At 64.6% G+C, this 19,849-nt stretch carries 19 protein-coding genes and 1 pseudogene; 5 read left to right on the top strand and 15 right to left on the bottom strand.

Features of this window, described 5'->3' with window-relative positions; translation table 11 throughout:
* On the top strand, window positions 1-213 hold the full coding sequence (locus tag ESD82_RS21785) for a hypothetical protein (RefSeq protein ID WP_167521746.1): 213 nt from the start codon (window positions 1-3) through the stop codon (window positions 211-213).
* A 93-nt stretch (window positions 214-306) separates the two neighbouring features.
* Here the strand turns inward: ESD82_RS21785 and ESD82_RS09725 are convergent, their stop codons facing one another.
* From ESD82_RS09725 to ESD82_RS09710, 4 genes are all read right to left on the bottom strand, one after another.
* The gene (locus ESD82_RS09725) at window positions 307-1,620 is read right to left on the bottom strand and encodes an FtsX-like permease family protein (RefSeq protein WP_024843389.1); all 1,314 of its coding nucleotides are present in this window, start codon (window positions 1,618-1,620) and stop codon (window positions 307-309) included.
* Window positions 1,617-2,303 carry an ABC transporter ATP-binding protein gene (locus tag ESD82_RS09720; RefSeq protein ID WP_028710292.1) on the bottom strand — a complete coding sequence of 229 codons (687 nt, stop codon included), beginning with the start codon at window positions 2,301-2,303 and terminating at the stop codon, window positions 1,617-1,619. Before ESD82_RS09720 ends, ESD82_RS09725 begins: the two co-directional genes overlap by 4 nt.
* Before the next feature lie 9 nt (window positions 2,304-2,312).
* Complete coding sequence (locus tag ESD82_RS09715; protein ID WP_147429249.1) at window positions 2,313-2,789, bottom strand: hypothetical protein; 477 nt, start codon at window positions 2,787-2,789, stop codon at window positions 2,313-2,315.
* Between the two features lie 67 nt (window positions 2,790-2,856).
* Window positions 2,857-4,611, bottom strand: a complete 1,755-nt coding sequence (locus ESD82_RS09710; protein ID WP_147429250.1) for an alkaline phosphatase — start codon at window positions 4,609-4,611, stop codon at window positions 2,857-2,859.
* A gap of 118 nt (window positions 4,612-4,729) precedes the next feature.
* On the opposite strand from ESD82_RS09710, the gene ESD82_RS09705 reads away from it, so the two are divergent.
* A protein-coding gene (locus tag ESD82_RS09705; RefSeq protein ID WP_147427659.1) for an IS5-like element ISPso2 family transposase occupies window positions 4,730-5,487 on the top strand; the annotation gives its coding sequence in 2 pieces (ribosomal slippage) (window positions 4,730-5,054 and window positions 5,054-5,487; 759 coding nt in all).
* On the opposite strand, the pseudogene ESD82_RS09700 reads toward ESD82_RS09705, so the two are convergent.
* The 5 genes and pseudogenes from ESD82_RS09700 to ESD82_RS09680 form a co-directional block, all read right to left on the bottom strand.
* Window positions 5,483-5,599 (bottom strand): annotated as a pseudogene (locus ESD82_RS09700) (IS5/IS1182 family transposase); the annotation flags it as partial. The gene ESD82_RS09705 and the pseudogene ESD82_RS09700 sit on opposite strands and share 5 nt — an antisense overlap.
* 95 nt (window positions 5,600-5,694) lie before the next feature.
* Window positions 5,695-6,534 (bottom strand): hypothetical protein, encoded by an 840-nt coding sequence (locus ESD82_RS09695; RefSeq protein ID WP_147429251.1) that lies wholly within the window; start codon window positions 6,532-6,534, stop codon window positions 5,695-5,697.
* Between the two features lie 63 nt (window positions 6,535-6,597).
* Window positions 6,598-7,362, bottom strand: coding sequence for a sulfotransferase family 2 domain-containing protein (locus ESD82_RS09690; protein ID WP_167521745.1), 765 nt, complete (start codon window positions 7,360-7,362; stop codon window positions 6,598-6,600).
* 116 nt (window positions 7,363-7,478) lie between these two features.
* On the bottom strand, window positions 7,479-8,612 hold the full coding sequence (locus ESD82_RS09685; RefSeq protein ID WP_147429253.1) for a UDP-galactopyranose/dTDP-fucopyranose mutase family protein: 1,134 nt from the start codon (window positions 8,610-8,612) through the stop codon (window positions 7,479-7,481).
* A 426-nt stretch (window positions 8,613-9,038) separates the two neighbouring features.
* A protein-coding gene (locus ESD82_RS09680; RefSeq protein ID WP_114669439.1) for an IS5-like element IS1248A family transposase occupies window positions 9,039-9,796 on the bottom strand; the annotation gives its coding sequence in 2 pieces (ribosomal slippage) (window positions 9,039-9,475 and window positions 9,475-9,796; 759 coding nt in all).
* A gap of 290 nt (window positions 9,797-10,086) precedes the next feature.
* Between ESD82_RS09680 and qatB the strand changes: the two genes are divergently transcribed.
* The 3 genes from qatB to qatD are packed head-to-tail and all read left to right on the top strand — an operon-like array spanning window position 10,087 to window position 12,711.
* Window positions 10,087-10,692 carry a Qat anti-phage system associated protein QatB gene (qatB, locus tag ESD82_RS09675; protein WP_198019375.1) on the top strand — a complete coding sequence of 202 codons (606 nt, stop codon included), beginning with the start codon at window positions 10,087-10,089 and terminating at the stop codon, window positions 10,690-10,692.
* Window positions 10,689-11,966, top strand: a complete 1,278-nt coding sequence (qatC, locus tag ESD82_RS09670) for a Qat anti-phage system QueC-like protein QatC (RefSeq protein WP_147429255.1) — start codon at window positions 10,689-10,691, stop codon at window positions 11,964-11,966. Before qatB ends, qatC begins: the two co-directional genes overlap by 4 nt.
* 55 nt (window positions 11,967-12,021) lie before the next feature.
* On the top strand, window positions 12,022-12,711 hold the full coding sequence (gene qatD, locus ESD82_RS09665) for a Qat anti-phage system TatD family nuclease QatD (RefSeq protein WP_407672808.1): 690 nt from the start codon (window positions 12,022-12,024) through the stop codon (window positions 12,709-12,711).
* A 58-nt stretch (window positions 12,712-12,769) separates the two neighbouring features.
* On the opposite strand, the gene ESD82_RS09660 is transcribed toward qatD, so the two are convergent.
* From ESD82_RS09660 to ESD82_RS09635, 6 genes are all read right to left on the bottom strand, one after another.
* Window positions 12,770-14,011 carry a tyrosine-type recombinase/integrase gene (locus ESD82_RS09660; protein WP_028714053.1) on the bottom strand — a complete coding sequence of 414 codons (1,242 nt, stop codon included), beginning with the start codon at window positions 14,009-14,011 and terminating at the stop codon, window positions 12,770-12,772.
* A 333-nt stretch (window positions 14,012-14,344) separates the two neighbouring features.
* Window positions 14,345-14,929: a dual specificity protein phosphatase family protein gene (locus tag ESD82_RS09655; protein ID WP_147429256.1), complete on the bottom strand. Its 585-nt coding sequence runs from the start codon at window positions 14,927-14,929 to the stop codon at window positions 14,345-14,347.
* Window positions 14,862-15,980: an MBL fold metallo-hydrolase gene (locus tag ESD82_RS09650; RefSeq protein ID WP_147429257.1), complete on the bottom strand. Its 1,119-nt coding sequence runs from the start codon at window positions 15,978-15,980 to the stop codon at window positions 14,862-14,864. Before ESD82_RS09650 ends, ESD82_RS09655 begins: the two co-directional genes overlap by 68 nt.
* Entirely contained in the window at window positions 15,968-17,695 is a 1,728-nt protein-coding gene (locus ESD82_RS09645) for an ABC transporter permease (RefSeq protein WP_147429258.1), read from the bottom strand. The genes ESD82_RS09650 and ESD82_RS09645 overlap by 13 nt, the downstream gene beginning before the upstream one ends.
* A 6-nt stretch (window positions 17,696-17,701) precedes the next feature.
* Window positions 17,702-18,670, bottom strand: coding sequence for an ABC transporter substrate-binding protein (locus ESD82_RS09640; RefSeq protein WP_024843946.1), 969 nt, complete (start codon window positions 18,668-18,670; stop codon window positions 17,702-17,704).
* On the bottom strand, window positions 18,661-19,806 hold the full coding sequence (locus ESD82_RS09635; protein ID WP_123130372.1) for an ABC transporter ATP-binding protein: 1,146 nt from the start codon (window positions 19,804-19,806) through the stop codon (window positions 18,661-18,663). The genes ESD82_RS09640 and ESD82_RS09635 overlap by 10 nt, the downstream gene beginning before the upstream one ends.
* Window positions 19,807-19,849: the final 43 nt, after the last annotated feature.

Here is a 19,849-nt window from a genome sequence, read left to right as displayed (position 1 = left end):
ATGAACCCAGATACCGAGGAAACGCGACAAACAAGCAAGAGCGTCGATGACCAAGAATTCATCATGCAGGGAAAACCGGCAACCTGTCGGAATCGCCAGGTTTTCCCCTTGCTTGCCCGCGTGATTTCGGGTGAGCGCGGCAATTTCGCTGCTGGCGACCATGCCGTCGGGATGTCGCGGTCGGTTGGCGGTCCACGGCGCCAATCTCTTTGATGCTTGAAAATATATAGATGATTTTCAGTGGTCTAAATCGCAAATATGAAGTGGCGTCGAGGGGTCGCCCTGTCGGCGGAACCCGGTCGGCGGTCAGCCGCGCAAGGCGGCGGCCGGCGGCTGGCGATAGGCCAGCCAGGCCGGCAGCGCCGCCAGAAGCGCCGCGGCCGCGACCAGGATCGCCAGCGTCGCGCCATCCTCGGGCGTGAAGCCGACCGGCAGGCTGAAGCCGCGCTGCATGGCGAAGGCGCGCGACAGCAGGCTGGCGGCCAGGTAGCCGCCGCCGTAGCCCAGCAGGATGCCAAGCCCGACCAGCATGGACAATTCAAGCCAGACGATCCCGAACACTGCCGACCGCGGCGCGCCAAAGGCCCGCAATGCGCCGATCTGCCGCCGGCGCTGGCCGACATGGATCACCGTCACCATCAGCAGCGCCGCCGCGACCAGAAGCTGCGTCCCGGAAGCGATGACCGCCAGCACCTGCCGGGCATCGCCCAGCGTCGCATAAAGGCTGGTCAGGACTTCGCCCGGAAAGACCGCAAGCGTCCGGCCGTCCGCGCGATAATCCTGGCGCAGCCTGTAGGCGTCGGCGATGGTCCTGGGCTTGACCAGGACGGCCGGCAGGCCGGGCAGCGCGCCGCGGTGCCAGTCCTCGTCCAGGGGCGCATCGGCATCCAGGCCGCGATGGCCATGCGCCTCGTCGTTTTCATGCGCGGCGTCGTGTCCGGCGTGGTCGTGTCCGGCATGTTCATCCTCGTGCCCGTGCCCCTGCCCCTGCCCGTGTTCGTCGTGGCCGGGCGCAAGGCCCATGCCATGCACATGCCAGACCGCCTGGATCGGCACCAGGATCGCCCGGTCCCAGGGCGTGCCGGTCGGGTTCAGCCGGCCGCTGACCCGATACCGGACGCCTTCGTGTTCGTGCCCGCCCTGTTCGACCTGACCATGGGTCGGCACGATCGTCTCGCCCGGTTGCAGCGGCACGGCCGAGCCGACGACGGCCTCGCCCTCGGTCCTGAACATCCCGCCCCGGGAAAAGCCGCCCGCGGTGCCCTCGATCAGGGTGGTGGTGGTGCCGACGATCGGGTAGCCGGCATGGAAGTCGCCGAAACCCACCGGCGCGGCCCATTCCACGCGCGGGTCGTCGTTCAACTCGGCCAGCACCTCGCCCGGCATCAGGGGCAGGGCGGCCGGTTGCAGGAAGACCGCGGACAGCACCAGCTGGGTTTCGCTGCCCGGCGCGCCGACGATCACGTCGAATTTCTCGGCGGCGCGGGCGCTGCCCAGGCGCAGCGCGCGTTCCTGCAAGGTGACGCCGACGCCAAGCGCCACCGCCAGCGCGACCAGCAGGACGATCACCACGGAACCGGCCCAGAGCCGTTTCAAGTCGGCCAGGGCAAAGCGGATCATGGCCGGACCTCTGCCATGCTGTCCGACCGGACGGTGCCGTCGGCCATGGCGATCCGGCGCGGCAGGCGCGAGATCAGGCGCTGGTCATGGGTGACGACGATCAGCGTGGCGCCGGTCTGCGCGGCCAGTTCCAGCAGCAGGCCGGCGATGACCGCGCCGTTCTCGGCATCGAGGCTGGCCGTCGGTTCGTCCGCGACGATCACGCCGGGGTCGCGCAGCAGCGCGCGCGCGGCCGCGACGCGCTGCATCTCGCCGCGCGACAGGGTCTCGACCGGCTGGTCCGGTCGCGACAGGCCGACGCGGGACAGAAGCGCGCCCGCGCGTGCCCGGATGGCGCCGTCCGCCACGCGCGCCAGCCGGGCGGGCAGCAGCACGTTCTCCAGCGCCGAAAGCCCTGGAAACAGGTGGAAATCCTGCATGACCAGGCCGATATTGGCGCCGCGCCAGCGGTCGCGCGCGCCTTCGGAAAGTCGCGCGATGTCGCGTTCGTCCCAGAACACGCGGCCCTGGGTCGGGCGGGCCAGGCCGGTGATGACATTGACCAGCGTGGATTTTCCCGAGCCCGAGGGCCCGATCACCGCGACCTGGCTGCCGGCGGCGATCTTCAGCCGCGGGATGCGCAGAACCGGCGCGGGCAGGCCGGGAAACGAGACTTCGGCAGCGTCGAGGTGCAGGCAGGGCATGGTGCGATCTCAGACCGTGGCATAGCGCGCTTCGCGCAGCCGCAGCTGGCTGACGAAGCCGGTTTCGGGGTCGATCCAGGAGCCGCGCTCGAGCCGGCCGGTCACCTCGATCATCTGGTTGGGCTGGGTAAAGGTCTGCCGCCGGTCCAGGTAGACCACGACGATGTTGTCCGGCCAGTCCGCGTCGGACGAGCAGAAGGGGCAAAGCGCCATCGGGATTTCGGACAGGACAAAGAACTGGGCCTCGGCCTTCAGCGGCGGGGCCATGAAGCCGCGGATGCTGACCGTCTTGCCGGTCAGCAGCTTGACCTTGTCCGAGAACTCCAGCCCCAGCACGCCGTATGCGGCATAAAGCTCGTCGAAGGTCAGCGCGGGCGCGCGGGCCAGCGCCGGGACCGGGGCGCCCAGGGCCAGCAGCGCCGCCAGCCCGCCCAGGCAGGCCCGGCGGCCGGGACGGAAACGGATCGGGTCTTGGGGACGGGTCATCCTGCATCTCCGGCAACGAATACGGTTCGGCCTGGCCGGGGCTGAAACCCCGGACAGGCCGCATGGCTCACTTCTGCACGGTGCCGAGGGCAAAGACGTCGGCCAGGATCTTGTAGACGTCGGACTGCTCCATATAGCCCTTGAACGCCTCGGCGCCGGGGCCGGCGGCCTGCAGCACGATGTCGTCCACGGCATGGACGGCGGTGTCGTTGTCCTTGGGCAGGTTGCCCTCGCGGAAGACCGCGCCGGGCAGATCCTTGTAGGCGTCGTTGGCGACATATTCGCCGTTCTCGTTCTGCACTGCGGGCTGGAACGGGCCGTCCAGCTTCGGGCCCCAGGTCTCGTAATGGTCGGGATAGTTCGAGGCGAAGATCGCGAAACGCCGCGCCACGTCGACCGAGTCGGGATAGCCGTCGCCATCGGCATCGGCATAGTCGGGAAAGCCCGCCTCGTCATAGACGCCGACCTTCTGGCGCATCTGGTCGCCGGGCCGGTTGTCGTCGATCGTGCCGATCAGCGAGACGCCATGGGTATGGTCGCCCGTGACCACGATCAGCGTGTCGGGATTGGCCTCGGCGAATTCGCGGGCCAGGGCCACGACCTGGTCCAGTTCGATGGTCTCGACCACGGCGCGATCCCAGTCCATCGGGTGGGACATCTTGTCGATCGAGGCGCCCTCGACCATCAGGAAGAAGCCGTCGGGGTTCTTCGACAGCTGCGCCAGCGCCGATTGCGTCATCTCGACCAGGCCGGGCTGGTCGGGGAACTTGTCCACGGTGCCCTTTTTCAGCTGGTTGCGGTCCAGCCAGGTGTCCATGTTGCCGGTGTGGAACAGGCCCAGGAGCTTGCCGGCATTGCTGCCCGCCGCCGCGGCCAGTTCATCCCTGCTGGTCGCCAGCGCATAGCCGGCATCCTTGAACAGCTGGATATAGTCCTTGTCGTCCTTGCGCTTCGAGCCGGGGATATCGGCCTTGAGGAAATAGGCCGAGCCGCCGCCCAGGATGACCTCGGGCTGGATGTCGTGGAACATGCCGACGATCTCGGCCTTGTCGGCGCGCTTGCGGGTATGGGCCACGACCGCGGCCGGGGTCGCGTCCTGCAGCTCGGAGGTCGAGACGACGCCGATCGCCTTGTTGGTGGTACGGCGCAGCGCCTCGGCGATGGTTTCGACCCTGGGATCGTCCAGGCTGTCCGGGGTGCGGTCGGCATAGACGCCAAGCGCGTTCACGCGGCTCTTGTGGCCGGTCATGTAGGCCGACATCGTATTGGCCGAATCCGTCGCGATGGAATGGGTGGACGAGGTGCCGATGAAGGCCATGTGGTCCAGGTCGTCCATGGCCAGGCGGCCGTTGGCCTTGCCCTCGGTCATGCCCTTGGACATGATCCGCGCCGCGGTGCGATGCGCCACCGACAGCCCGTCGCCCAGGATGAAGATGACATTCTTGGCCTTGGGGGTCTCGGCGGTCGAATAGACCTCCCAGGTGACCGACTTGCTTTCCTCGCCGGCCTTGACCTCGACCGTGTATCGGCCCGGTTCGGCCAGCGCCAGGTCGCGCAGGATCAGGGCCGAGCCGAGGGCCGCGTCGTCATCGCCCTTTTCCTCGGCCACGAACTCGGCGGGCTTGCCGAAGACCTCGGCATAGGGCTTGCCGTTCACGGTGACGGCCACGTCGCCTTCGGGATGAACCTCGTCCAGCTCGATCTTGAAATCGAAGGGGGAGTTCACCAGGATCGTCGCCCGGTCGAGCGGATAGATCGTGGCGGCCTGGGCGGCCCCCGTCAGAAAGGTCGTTGCCGCAAGCATCGCAAGCAGATTTCGCATGATCGCCTCTTGTGAGTTTCGGAAAACCGAGGGTTTTCCCGCAAGGGCGGCCTAGGGTCAGGATGCATTGATTTCTGTTGCGCTGCGTGATTCACGCCTCCGAAAACGGAGCGGTGACATGAGCGATCTCTTCTGGCTGACCGACGCGCAGATGGCGCGCCTGGCTCCCTTCTTTCCCAGGTCGCACGGGAAGCCCCGGGTTGATGACAGACGGGTGCTGAGCGGGATTATTTTCATCAATCGCAATGGCTTGCGTTGGCGCGATGCGCCCGCCTCGTATGGCCCACATAAGACGCTCTACAGCCGGTGGAAGCGTTGGAGCGAAAAGGGCATCTTCGCGCGGATGATGGCCGGGCTGGCGGCGGAACACGGCGAGAAAACGACCGTGATGATCGACGCAACATACCTCAAGGCCCATCGAACGGCGACCAGCATGGCCGCCAAAAAGGGGGGCGTGGTCGCCTGATCGGTCGAACCAAAGGCGGTATGAACACCAAGCTGCACGCCATCTGCGACAGTCAGGGGCGACCGATCGACCTGTTCGTCACCGCTGGACAGGTCAGCGATTATATCGGCGCTCGGGCCCTGCTGAGTGGTCTGCCAAACGTCAAATGGCTACTCGGGGATCGTGGCTATGACGCTGACTGGTTCAGAGAAGCGTTGCAGGACAAGGGGATACGTGCCTGCATCCCAGGCCGGAAGAAACGCAAGACGCCGATCAAATACGATAAGCGGAGATACAAGCGGCGTAACCGCATCGAGATCATGTTCGGCAGGCTCAAGGACTGGAGGCGCGTCGCGACCCGCTATGACCGATGCCCCAAGGTGTTCCTCTCAGCCATCGCCCTCGCGGCTCTCGTCATCTATTGGTTATGAATCCTGACCCTAGAACACGCTTGTCATCGACGCGTGGCTTGCCGTGCGACTTCGGGAAGAAAGGGGCAAGCTTGGTCATCTGCTCGTCGGTCAGCCAGTACAGGTCGCTCATGTCACCGCTCCGTTTTCCGAGCCGTGAATCACGTAGCACACTGAAAATCAATGCATCCTGACCCTAGGTTTAATGTCAGGTCGCGAAGCTTGGCGCTATGGACCGGCAAGCCTATGGACGCACTCGGCAAAAGTGGGATGGTTTCTTGCGAGCGCGTGGTTTGCCAAGACTTCGCGATACAACAAGGTGCCACGGCGAGCCCTTATAGTCTTGAAGAACCATTTCGGATCCAGTTTACCAGCGATCATCGCTCGATTGACCTCCTTGAAAATGCCTATCTGGTTCAACATAGGCGCACCGCCGTGTCCAGCGCCCGGTATTGGCAAATTGACAACATGCGGTCCTACGGACAAGCGGTCTGCGTGTCGTCTGTCGAAAGTGTCCAAGTTGTCGTAAATAATATAGCATAGGCCGGCATGGCGGACCCCGTCCGCGCCGTCCCAGAAGGGCAGGGACCAGTTCTGCCTTGTGCCTTCTGGAAACCTGTTTTCCCACGGCGTAATGTCTGGTTTCAAGGTGCTCTGCGGGCTGTACGCGACTACTTTACATCCCGGCGCAAAGGGGGCGAAGGCGGCTGCCGCGTAACCGCCCATGGAGCCTCCTGTAAAGACAACGTTCGAAAAACTCTCAAAGAAGCCCTGATTCTTTATCGCTTCAAATGCTTCTATGAGGTCGTAGCGGCGATACCAATCGCGTCTGCGTGCAATTACGCCCAGCAGCGAATGGCCTTGCCCAAGATAGAATTTCTGGCCCCAGGTATGGCGGCCGACGTATTTTTCGTTAAGCGGCCGAGCTGCGTTATCGAAAGAAACGATCAGCGTCCGGCCGCCAGCCGTGTATTGAAGACGATGGTTCGAAAGCTGGAAGACAAAGTCCGAAGAGGCGTTGACCTCTCCTATATGCTTTCGCCTTGTAAGAAATCGGAGTAGCCTCATCGGACTGCCTCTATATCCCGTCGGCTTACTTATTGTTCAATCAGACAGATCCGGGTGCAGGCCTCACCGGGGAATTTCAAGGCTATAGCCGAAATGCTCGAAATCATTGGCGTAGACTTTTCGCACAATGTCGGCAGTTTTCTGGGTATAGTATTCCTGCACCTTCTCATTGGACCCGGTTGCGTGTGAACGCCCGGCGGTGAAGGAAAGCTTTGCCAAGCCGACTCGGCGCGCGATATCGCCGGAGTCTTCGTCCAATGTTTCAAGCTTCGCAAAGAAAGTATATGGTATGATATCCGCACAGATGTGTTCGTATTGTGGCCGCCAATGCTGATCGAAGTCCAGCGGCTGTTCGAACAGCGTCAATGCTTCGCAATATTCCTCGAAGCTTACGGAATTATGCGCAACAGCGGACACGTGAACGTCGCGTAGTTTTGCCACCCTGTGCGCGATGTTTCTGAACTGGGGCTCGTTACGCCGAACCTTGTCGAGATAACCAGACAGAATCCGCGCAAAGGGGTTACGCACGACCGCCCATTTGATGACGTTGCTGTCTCTGATAAATTCGTTGAATTTCGTGCGACCCATCTGGAAGGGTTTGATCAGAAGCTGATGCTGAAAAGGGACATGGGGGTTGTGGTTTTCCTGCAGAAAGCCGGCGGGTACGGGCACATCCATTGTTTCCTGCCGCCATAGCTCTTTCTTTACGGCCGAGCATCCCGATTTCGCTACTTCACAAAAGAAATACATATTCTTTAGCGAAATCGAAAAATGATAGTTCATCTGCTGCGGACCGAGCCTCTGGTTACAGTTTTGGTAGTAGAACATTTCTTTCTTCTCCGGGGTATCGGTTGAGGCAGGTTGTGAGGTTGCTGTCTGGAAGGGCGCTTGCGGCCTTTTCCTGTTCCAACTGCGTGAAACATAAAGCGGATTGAATATCTTGATCATAGTGGTGATGTGCAAAACGCTGGTATAGATGGCCTCCCCAAAAACACCGCCGCCGTGTCCAGCGCCTCGCGGATGGTCACGTCCATGTCGAGATAGCGATAGGTGCCCAGCCGGCCGACGAAGGTGACGCCCTTCTGCGCCTGCGCCAGATCGACATATTGCGCCAGAAGCGATTTCTCCTCGACCAGGCGGATCGGGTAATAGGGGATGTCGCCCGGCCCGGCGGCGCGCGAATATTCGCGATAGCAGGTGCTGGCCTCGTGGCTTTCCCAGGGCGAGAAATGCTTGTGCTCGGTGATGCGCGTCCAGGGCACATCGCGGTCGCCATAGTTCATCACCGCGCAGCCCTGGTAATCGCCCTGATAGGTGAAACGCTCGAAATCCAGGGTGCGATAGCCCAGCCGGCCCAGGCTGTAGTCGAAGAACCCGTCCAGCGGTCCCGACCAGAACAGGTGGTCGGCCTGCTCGGCCATCTCGGCGCGATAGGGGGTCTCCAGCTCGACCGAGATGCGCGGATGATCCAGGATCGCCGCCACCATCGCCGTATAGCCGGCGCGCGGCATGCCCTGGAAGCGGTGGAAGAAATAATTGTCGTCATAGTTGAAACGCAGCGGCAGGCGCTTGAGGATCGAGGCCGGCAATTCGCGCGGCGAGCAGCCCCATTGCTTTTCGGTATAGCCCTTGAAGAACGCCTCGTAGAGTTCCGGGCCGACGAAGCGCAGCGCCTGTTCCTCGAAGCTCTGCGGCTCGGCGATCGAGCGGTCGGCGCGGCTTTCGATGAAGGCGCGCGCCTCGTCCGGGCGCAGGGTCTTGCCGAAGAACTGGTTGATGGTGTGCAGGTTCACCGGCAGCGAATAGACCGCGCCCTGCGAGGTGGTCTTGACCCGGTTCTGGAACGGCACGAATTCGGCGAAGCGGTTGACATAGTCCCAGACCCCCGCGTCGTCGGTATGGAAGATATGCGGGCCGTAAAGATGCAGCATGACGCCGGTCTCGGGGTCGCGCTCGGTATGGCAATTGCCGCCGATATGCGGGCGGCTGTCGATGATGCGGCAGTCATGGCCGGCCTCGGCCAACTGGCGCCCGATCACCGCGCCCGACAGTCCCGCGCCCACAAGCAGTATCTTCATCTTCCGTCATTCCCGTTTCCCGCCGCGGCTGCGGAAGGCGCGGATCTTGTCATGGTTGTGCGGCGGAACAGCGTTGCGGTTCGCGCGCCACGGCCCATCTCGCAACGCCGCCCAAGGTCTATAGCATGGGTCGGGGCGATGGCAAAAGCCGGCGCGATGCCCCAATCGGGGGGATTCGCGGGGGGAATCTTGCCGAGCGGGCCGCGCCAAGGCCAATCCGGCGGCATCCCGCCGCCCGGATGAGCGGTTCTTTGCGCTTTGCCGGCACAGCCAGAGCGCGAGCGGGCGAAACGCTTTGCAAGCCTGACACAAAGTAGCCTTAATACAACCGCATAGGATACCGTCCCGACCGTACCGCGTGCCTGGTTGCCATTCCGACGCAAATGTCGCAAAAACCGACGAGTTTAGTTTGCTTAGGGTCAGGATTCATAACCAATAAATGACGGTTGCCGCGAGCGCGATGGCCGAGAGGAAGACCTTCGGGCATCTGTCGTATCGGGTTGCCACGCGCCGCCAGTCCTTGAGCCTGCCAAACATGATCTCGATGCGGTTGCGCCGCTTGTATCGGCGCTTGTCGTATTTGACCGGTGTCTTGCGCTGCTTTCGGCCGGGGATGCAGGCTCGTATCCCCTTGTCCTGCAAGGCTTCCCGGAACCAGTCGGCGTCATAGCCGCGATCCCCGAGCAGCCAATCGACCTTTGGGAGGCTGCTGAGCAACGCCCGCGCCCCGATGTAGTCGCTGACCTGCCCTGCGGTGACGAACAGGTCGAGCGGTCGGCCCTGGCTGTCACAGATGGCATGCAGCTTCGTGTTCATGCCGCCCTTGGTCCGGCCGACGAGGCGTCCACGCCCCCCTTTTTCACGGCCAAGCTGGTCGCGGTGCGGTGCGCTTTCAGATAGGTCGCGTCGATCATCACGGTCTTTTCCTCGCCGTGGTCGGCGGCCAGCCCGATCATCATCCTGGCGAAAATGCCTTTCTCGCTCCAACGCTTCCACCGGCTGTAGAGCGTCTTGTGCGGCCCATACTCCCTGGGGGCATCTCGCCAGCGCAAACCATTGCGATTGATGAAGATAATCCCGCTTAGAACACGCTTGTCATCGACGCGTGGCTTGCCGTGCGACTTCGGGAAGAAAGGGGCAAGCTTGGTCATCTGCTCGTCGGTCAGCCAGTACAGGTCGCTCATGTCACCGCTCCGTTTTCCGAGCCGTGAATCACGTAGCACACTGAAAATCAATGCATCCTGACCCTAGTGGAGGCCCGGGCAGCGGCGTCTCGATGGTGCCACCCTGGACCCCGGACCCGCCCACGGGAGAGGCGTCTGACAATGGGGCGGAAGGCGGGGACGCTCCAGCCGATGACGGTGTTGCGGCCCCCCAGGTGCCGCCGGCGCCCGCACCACTTGCCCCACCAGTCCGCTTCCGCGGTGCGCGTCGTGCGCTAGGCGAGTTCGCAAAATCAGGCGATGGTGGGGACATGCGGCGCAGCATGGGTCACTACGTCCGGACCGGCTATGGCGGATCGGCAACAGCGACTCGGCGCTTCGGAGGTACGGCGGCAACCGCCGGTGCGCTTGGCGGAGCGCTGGCGCGGGTTGCAGCGGGACAGCCGGCCGAGCCAGGCAGCCCGCTTGATCCGGCACTCCTCGCCGGCCGCAATGTGCAGGAAGTTATGAACGCCGTTGTGGAGGCGGTTCGGCCGGTCGACGGGACGCAGGACGCAGAAGCTGAGCGCGCGGCAATTCGGGATGCCTTGACCGAGCTTCTTACCCGGTTCCCAGATGCGGATCTGCTAAATCTCGACCCTGAGCAGCGCGCCTTCGCCATCGAGCGTTTCACGGCAATCGACGTCTTCCGTCGCTTTGAACTCGATGTCGGCAAGACCATCGTTGAGAAGGCGCCGAGTGCGGTGACAGCTCTGTCTCGGCTCAAGGAAGTGCGGGACTATGTGAAGCAGAGCGTGGCAGCGGCATTCCGCAAGCTGCGCGATGCCGGACGCAGCCTCACCAGTGGTCGCATCAGTCAGGTTGTTAGGGATGCTCTGAGGGAGACATTTGAGGTGTTTGAAGGATACGCGGAATGAGGCTGGCCTGCGGTCCAGACGGCGCGGATCTGCCCGGCGGTGAAGGTATCATGCGCGTGGTCCTTTACGGCCAGCCGCGGGCCGAAGGACAAGGAAGCGCTGGCGATGCGGCGAGATCCGAGATCCAACGCCGACGATTTGACCCGGCCCCGCGGGCCTGGGACTTGTTATCGATCGCGCTGAGTGTCGTGACTGCAGATTTCGCAGTCTTGCGCGACAAGAGCCCGGACGGGTGGACACGAGAGATCGAACTCGACATTGCCGTGGCGGACGCGCCGTTCTGGAACGGGCAGGCCCGGGCCTTGGCCGAAGCGCTCGCATTCCTCACGACCGACCGCTGGACCCTGCGATTTCACGAGGGTGGGATGCTGCCCACGCCGCCTCGTGAACCAGTCCGGCCGCCTGAGAGCTGTGTGGTACTTCTGTCCGGCGGGCTAGACAGTTTGATCGGAGCGATTGACCTAACCGCGGCGGGCCACAAGCCATTCGCAATCAGCCAGACAGTTCGAGGCGACGCGGACAAGCAGGTCGACTTTGCCGCAAAGATCGGGGGCGGTCTCGGACACCTGCAACTAAACCACAATGCACATACGCCGGGTGTGCAAGAAGCCTCGCAACGGGCGAGGTCGCTTGTTTTCATCACTTTTGGCGTGATCGCTGCCACGGCCCTCAAAGCCTATCGGGAGGTCGCGGAGGTGCCACTCTTCGTGTGCGAGAACTGCTTCATCGCCATTAACCCGCCTCTGACTGGCGGGCGGCTCGGAAGCCTCAGCACTCGCACGGCACATCCGGAATTCCTGGCTCGTCTGCAAAAGGTGCTGGATGCGGCTGGTCTCCGTGTCAAGATCACCAACCCTTATGCCACGAAGACCAAGGGCGAAATGCTCCAAGCGTGCGCCGACCAGAATTTGCTTGGCGCCGAGGCTGCACGTTCGACGAGCTGTGGTCGATTCCAACGGTTCAACTATCGTCAATGCGGGCGATGCGTTCCGTGTCAGGTCCGACGGGCGGCGTTCCTCGCGTGGGACGCCAGCCAAGATACGACAGATTACGTCTACGAACCGATCGGAAAGGATGATGCAGATCACTCGGGGTTCGACGACGTGCGCTCAGTCGCGATCGCGCTTGCGGCCATCAAGGCAGATGGCATTGAGGCGTGGCTCGGTCATGCGTTGGCGTCCCCGTTCATCGCTGATCGACCGGCTCTTGTCGGTATGCTTGAGCGCGGTCTTGAAGAGCTTCGCGCGCTTCATCAGGCTTACGGCGTCAAATGATCGATTTCCACGCGCACCTAGACCTTTATCCTGATCCACACACCGTAGCGCGCGAGTGCGTCGTTCGCGATCTCTATGTTCTTTCTGTCACGACAACACCGTCAGCGTGGTCCGGAACGGCGGCGCTGACAACACAAAGGATGCGCCGCGTATTAGAACAGCGCTCGGACTGCATCCGCAAATCGCGCATGAACGTAAAGGCGAGCTTCCGCTGTTTGAGCGCCTGTTACCGCAGGTTCGGTATGTTGGCGAAATTGGCCTCGATGGTGGTCCAGAATACCGGCGATATTGGCTGGACCAAGAGCATGTCTTCACGCGTGTGCTCAGTCTTTGTGCTCGCGTCGGGGGCCGCGTCATGAGTATTCATAGCCGTCGCGCATCCACGCAGGTTCTTGACGCGCTGGTGACGGAGCCCAGTGCTGGCATAGCGATCCTTCACTGGTTTTCGGGAACACAAAGGGAGCTTGCGCGCGCGGTCGATTTGGGGTGCTGGTTCAGCGTTGGCCCGGCCATGTTGGCCGGTGACAAGGGGAGGGCACTGGCGGCCAAGATGCCACGGGACCGAATCCTTACCGAGACGGATGGCCCTTTCGCACAGGTTGATGGGCGAGCGGCATGGCCGTGGGATGCAAACCGAGCGGTAGAAGCGCTATCGAAGATTTGGTCAGAACCCATCGACACGGTGCAGCGCCAGCTTGATGGCAACCTCCGTAGATTAAGCAGCCAAGGGGTTGCCGGCGGCTGACCGTCAAAAGCTTGGCATGACCTTCGCGCGGTTACTGAGAGGCTTGAGCGGTCTGAGATCACGCGGCTGCCTTCAGGTGCTTCTTCTCAAGCATCGTCCGGACAAATTTATCCCATTTCGCCATTCCGGCCCGCTTCTCGACCATGTAGTTCCAGCGGTCGTAGTGCTTGGAACTGACGTCCTGTAAGGCGTGGTTTTGCAGCCGGTCGCGGATTTCCTTCGGAACGCCCGCCTTGCCGGCCAGCGTCTTGAAGGTCCGGCGCAGGTCGCGATTCGTCACATAGGGGATGACGCCGCGGTCCCGCTGACGCCACATGAACGAGTAAAGCGTGCCGTGGCTGACGGGCTTCGACGGATCTTGGGCCGATGGGAAAAACCAGCCGTATTCGTTGACGTTGATGGAGGCGAGCAACTCCGCCGCAAGCGAGGGCACCGGAACGGCATGGGGCTGTTCGTTCTTGGTCCTGGACCAGTCGATGATCTTCTCCTTGGCATCCCACTGATCGATGTGAAGGCCGGCGATCTCCTGCACCCGCTGTCCGGTCAGCATGATGAGCCTGACCGCGCGGGTATAGGGCGGATGGACTGGCGTGTCGGGGCATTCGAGCCAGCGGTAGAGCCGGACGAACTCGTCCTCGTCGAGCCAGCGCGTGCCCTTCACCTTGGGCTCGGTCGGGATACCCGACGCCGGGTTGAAGGGGATGCGGAAGCGACGGGGGGACTGCTGCCGATAGTCGTTGTCGGACTTCATGCCCCAGCTAAAGGCGGCATGGAGATAGGAGCGCACATGGTCGGCCATCGACTTCGCGCCCCGCTCGTAGATCGGGCGGATCAGCTCGATGACTTCTTCGGCTTCGACTTCGCGGGCGAGACGGTTGCGCCCCAGTGTGTCGGCGATCTTGTTGAGGCCCTTTTCGGTCTCCTTCCAGGAGGGCTTCCCGGCTTCCTTGAGAGCGGCGACATAGCCCTCGAACAGATCGGCGACGGTGCCGGGGCGGGTGTCGGTAGCGATCTTGATGCTCCGGCCCTTCTGGATCACGTCGGCAAAATCGCGCTTGAAGATCTCGCGCGCCTGGGCGAGCGACATCGAGGGATAGGAGCCGATCTTCTTCTTGGTGCGTTTGCCGTCCCGCCACTGCTGGGCCATCCAGTCGGCGGTGACGCGCTGGGGCATGGGCTTCAGGACGAGAAGGAGGCGGCCGGTGCCGCGCCCTTCGCCGTCGGCGAGGTTTTCCTGTTTCTGGCTCGTCTCGACCCGCTTGAGCGCGTGGCGGATCGTGGTGTCGGTCAGGGCAGGCATGGTGTTTCCTCCTGTTCCGCAGCTGGGATCGGTCAGGGAGAAACGGGGATCGCTAGGTGGGATCGGGAGGCCGTTTTCTACCCCTTTTACAGCCCCCAATTTGCCATAACCGCCCCCACTACGCAACGCAGAAAAGTGCCAAAATACCCAGTGTTTCAACGTGATTGAGCGGGATCGTTCGTGATCATCCTCAATGAGTGGGGTGGTTGTGGAACACCCTCGCATGAGTCCTTCCCGGCGATGGCCCGGCTGGCCCTCGCTCCGGCGGGCCTGGGTCATATGGTGTCCTGGAAGCGGGAGACCGAGGCGGCAATGACCCCTGCCGGGAAAGGGCTAACCGTGCAGCAGGGCGGGCAGGCTGCCGCTGGCCAGAACCGCTTGCGCCAGATCCCGCATCGGGGGCAGCGGGTAGGTGTCCGAATTGCCGCGCGCCCCGCGGATATGGGACACCGCACTGTCCAGCGTCGGGAACCTGCCGGGCGCGCGCAGGTGCAGATAGATCGCCAGCACGATGACCGAGCGCGACCGCCCGCCCCGGCAATGCACCAGCACATGCCCGGCGCGATGGGCGGGATAGTTCGGCTTGCCGGGGCTGGCCAGCGTGACCAGCCCTTCCAGCGCCAGAACGGCGGCGGCAAGATGGGCGGGCGTATTGCCCGACCCGTCGATCAGCCCCACCTTGGCGCGGCGCATATGGGTGCCGTCGGGCAGTTGCAGGGGCGCCACGTCGATGTTCAGCGCCACGTTCAGCGAAGACGTGATGCCCGCCGCCAGCAGCGCCGCGCCGTCGCGGGCGCCGGTCAGGTTGCCGACGTAAAGGCGGCAGATCCGGCCTTGGGGCAGGGCCAGGTCATGGGCCGGGACAAGGATCGCGGTGTCGTTCTCGGCCCGCTCGCGGGTGGTTTCCTTGGTGAGCATGGGTTTGGCTTTCTTCTGTCAGGGGGCAGACCCGGTCCGGTCGCCAGATCGGGGCCAGGGCGCGCGCGAGTTCGGGGGCATCGTCCAATGCGCCAAAGGCGGGAACCAGATGCCTGGCGCCGGTGATGCCGGCCAGCCAGAGCTGATCGCGGGCGCGGGGGTGCACGTTCCAGGGATGCCGGCTGGCGCGACCCGCGGCGATCAACCCGGCCGCCGCGCTGCCGGGGGCGACGTGGCCGGTGAAGATGAAGCGCCAGCCTCGCGGATCGGCGATCAGGCAGGACACCAAGTCGCCGGGGCGCTCGGTGTCCGCGGCGATGATCACGTCGCCGTCGCGGGCCTCTGGCGCGGTGGTGATGCAGCGCAGGTCGGGCAACGCGCCCTGCAGCTCGGCCCGGACCTGCGGGCAGACCACCGGTGACAGGCCAAGGGCGGACAGCCGCAGCGCCATATCCGCGCCGCGCCCCAGGATCGGGACCGGCAGCACTGTGCCGGGGAGGATGCTGTCCGCCAGCGCCGGCCCCTGCTTGGCCAAGGTCTGATCGCGGTCGCCATAGGAAAGATCGGTGATCACCAGATCCGCCCGGGGCGGGGGATCGAGGGGCAGAAGCCCGGATTCCCGGCTCCAGTCGCCCATGTAAAGCGCGCCGCCCTCTTGCGGCAGGTGCAGCCAGATGCCGCCCATGGCATGCCCGCTGCGTCCGACCACGACAGGCAGGCCCAGCAGTTGCGCCGGCCCTTGCAGCGGCAGGGCGTGGCAGGCTGCGGGCGGCGGATGCAGGCCCAGCAGCGGCAGGGCGTCGAAGGTGGCGCGGCTGGCAAAGACCGGCGGACAGCCCAGCCGCGGCCAGAGGTCGATGGCCCCGACATGGTCGATATGCGCATGGGACAGGAAGATCGCATCGACCCGTCCGATGCCGTCCATATCCGGGCGCTGGCCCGGTGTCGGCCCCTCGCCCAGGTCCAGCAGGATGCGCCGCCCGGCGATCTCCAGCAGGAAGGCCGCCGGGGATTTGCCGCCCAGGCCGCTGAAGGCGGTCAGAACTGCCATGGCAACACGCCTTTCGGCAGGAAGCGCGACAGCGCCGTCGACAGCAGCATCAGCGCCAGCACGCCCAGGGTCATCAGGCAACCCACGGCGGCGGCAAGGGTCGAGGCCCCGCCTTCCTCGAGGAAGATGATCATCGGCCCGATCGTGCGGGTGCCCGAGGAGATCAGCAGGATCGAGGTCTGGATCTCGTTGATCGCGGTCATGAAGACGATCACGGCGGCGGCGATGGCGGTCGGCGCGATCAGCGGCCAGATCACGTCGCGCATCCGGCGCAGGAAGCCCGCGCCCGCGACCTGCGCGGCCTCTTCCAGCGCGCGGTCGATCTGGGCGTATCCCGACAGCACCGGACGCAGCGCCAGTGCGAAGAAACCCGCGACATAGGCCGCCAGGATGATCCAGGGCGTGCCATAGATCGACACCCCGATCCCCGGCAAGGGCCGCAGGAACAGCAGGATCATCGCGACGCCCAGCGTGATGCCCGGCAGGGTATAGGCGGCCTCGGACCCGAAATGCAGCAGTCGCACCAGGGGCCCGCGCCGCCATGTCAGGAAATAGCCAAGGAAAACCGAGGCCAGCATCAGGAAGCCCATGGTGACCAGCGTCAGCCACAGCGAGGTGACGAAGGCATCGCGCAGCGACACTTGCTGGAACAGGGCCGCTGCGTAGTTCTTCAGCGTCATCGTCTCTGCCGTCAGCGGCAGGCCGTAGGCGGCGACCAGCGATGTCTGAAGCAGCGCCGACAGGGGCAGCAGCAGCGAGACGATGAGATAGCCCCAGAGCAGCGCCGCGATCACGGCCCCGGCCCGGCCCAGGGGAAGCGTCAGGGGGCGGCTGCCCAGATCGACGCGGGTATCGCCGCGCTCACCGGCGCGCGCGGCCAGCAGCACGCCCGCCACGGTCAGGGCGGTCAGCACCAGCGACAGCGCCGCCATGTTCGGCAGGGCGGCCGGCCCCAGCCCGTTGATCTGCTGATAGATCTGGGTGATCAGCGTCGGCACCCGTGCGGGAATGCCCAGCATGGCCTGAATGCCGAAATTCCCGATTGCCGAGACGAAGGCAAGGCTGGCCGCCGCCACCATGCCGCCGCGTGCCAGCGGCAGGATCACCGTCAGCAGCACCCGGAGCGGACCGGCGCCGGCGGCGCGTGCCGCCTCGGCCAGGTCCAGCGGAATGCGGCGCAGGCTGGCCTGAATCGCCAGATAGACCAGCGGTGCATTGTAGATGCCCAGAAGCAGGATGATCCCGGTCCTGGAATACAGGGGATGCCGCGTGCCCGCCTCCATCGACAGGCCAAGGACGCCCAGCACCGGGCTGGAGGGCGAGAAGGCCTGGATCCAGGCCATGGCGGTCACCTGCGGCGGGATCATCAGGGGCAGCACGAAGGCAAAGACCAGCGCCGATTTGCCGCCAAGGTCGGTCTGCACCATGATCACCGCGAAGATCGTGCCGACCAGCAGGGAAACAAGGGTCGAGGCCAGCGAGATCTGGATGGTGTTCCAGATCGCCGCCCCGGTCTGCGGGCGCGAGAACAGCTTCGCCAGCCGCTCGACCGCCAGCCCGCCATCGTCGAAAAGCGCCGCCTGCGCCAGCCGCAGCATCGGCGCGACGGAAACCGACAGGATCAGCACGGCCAGCAGGGCCAGCACGATCCTTTCGGACGAAAGCCGGAAAAGGGGCGCGCGCGGCGCCCCCGTGCTGTTCGGAACGGAGGTCATCCCCGGTCAGCCGCCGAAGATTTCGGTGAACCGGGCGCGGGCCTCGGCATCCTCGGCCACCGCGCGGTCGGCATCCAGCGGCATCAGCCTGATCTCGGACAGCGCCGGCATCCCCTCGGGCGAGGCGACCTTGGGGTCGACCGGCATGTAGCCCTGTTCGGCGGCCAGTTTCTGGCCCTCTTCCGACAGCACGAAGCTGACGAAGGTCTTTGCCGCCTCGGGCTGATCGGTGCCGGCAAGGATCGCCACCGGCTCGGTGAAGAAGGTGGCGCCTTCGGCCGGATAGACGAATTCCACCGGCGAGCCCGCCTTCTTGGCGCGCAGCACATCGGCATCAATGTTGACGCCATATTTCACCTGGCCCCCGGCCACGGCCTTGAGCACCGGGCCATTGCCGCCCTCGGGCACCACGCCAAGCGCATTCAGACGTTCGTAATAGTTCCAGCCCTGGCTGGCGTCCTGTAGCAGCGAATGCATGTGGACCAGCGCCGCGCCGGAATAAAGCGGGCTCGGGGCGACGATCTGGCCGGCATTGGCATCCTGGAACAGATCGGCCCAGCCGGTGACGGGCGCGGCGATCCGGGTGTTGTAGACGATGCCGGTGGACGAGATCTTGGTGCCGAAGAAGGTCTTGTCGGCATCGTATAGCAGCGGGTCGATGCCTTCGAGCGGCGCTTCGGGCCAGGCCAGCAGCAAGCCTTGGCTTTTCAACGCGCCCAGATTGATGCTGTCGGCGACCAGCAGCACATCGGCCTTGATGCCGCCGGCCTGCTGCTCGGCGGTCAGGATGTTCATCAGCTGCGAGGTGCCGTTGCGCATCCATTCCACGGTGATGTCGGGATGCCTGGCCATGAAGGCGTCGACGGTCTGCTGGGCGATTTCCGGCGATTGCGAGGTATAGAGCGTCAGCGTGGTCTGCGCCGACACCGAGGTCGCGGACAGCATCAGGGCAAGGGTGGTGACAGTCAGGCGCATTGGAATTTCTCCGTAAGATGCGGGGAGGAGGAGGGGACCGATGCCGCGCCGGGAACGGAGGTGCCGGGCAGCGGGATGGCCCAGAGGTCGCGGAACGCCAGGTCAAGGCGCGCGCCCGGTTCGGGCGGCGTGGCCGTGTCGGGCAGCACCATGGGCAACCGCAGGGACGGGTCCGCCTCCGGGCGCAGCTCATAGGACCAGCTGCCGCCGCGATAGCTGCGGGCGGTGACGCGGGCGGGGATGCCGGCCTCGCCCGGATGGGCGGGCTGGATATCGGCGGGATGGATGGCGGCCATGGCCAATGGCCGTGCGGTTTCCCCGGCATGGCAGCGCAGCCGGACGCGCATGCCGAGAAGATCGGCCCTGGCAAGCCTGTCCCCCAGGGGCCGCAGGCCCTCGACCGGCAGCACCAGCCCACCCCCGATGAAACCGGCCACCATGGCGTCGGCAGGTTCGCGATACAGTTGCCGGGGGCTGGCGCATTGCAGCAGGCGGCCCCTGTCCATCACCGCGATGCGGTCGGCCAGGGCCATCGCCTCGGCTTGGTCATGGGTGATATAGACCAGCGTCGCCCCGCTTTCGCGGTGGAAGCGGCGGAACTCTTCTTCCATCGCGGCGCGCAGATGCACATCCAGGTTGGCCAGGGGTTCATCCAGCAGCACCAGATCCGAGCCGGCGGCCAGGCAGCGCGCCAGCGCGACCCGCTGGCGTTGCCCGCCCGACAGATCCGCCGGGCGACGGCCGGCAAAGGGCGCCAGGTTGACGGTGTCCAGCGCGCGGGCCACCCGGGCCTGGCGTTCGGCCCGTGGCAGGCGCGCCACCTTCAGCGCATAGCCGACATTTTCCGCCACCGACATATGCGGCCACAGCGCGTAGTTCTGGAACACGAGGCCGATGCCGCGCCCCTCGGGCGGCACCATGGCATTTCCATCCGCCACCTGCCGGTCGCCCAGGGTGATCGTGCCTTCATCGGGGCGCTCGAAGCCTGCGACCAGCCGCAGCAGCGTGGTCTTGCCGCAGCCCGAGGGGCCAAGCACGGCCACGAATTCGCCCGCTGCGATGTCGAGGTCGATACCCGACAGAACCCTGGTTTCGCCATAGCTCTTGCCGATGTTCGACAGCCGCAAACCCGTCATGCCGCGCTGTCCCTTTCCTGCCGTTTCGGCGCGACTGATGCAG

The sequence above is a fragment of the Paracoccus pantotrophus genome, from assembly GCF_008824185.1.
Classification (GTDB): Bacteria; Pseudomonadota; Alphaproteobacteria; order Rhodobacterales; family Rhodobacteraceae; genus Paracoccus; species Paracoccus pantotrophus.
The sequence above is the reverse complement of the archived record's forward strand: the minus strand, read 5'-3'. Positions and strand labels throughout refer to the sequence as shown.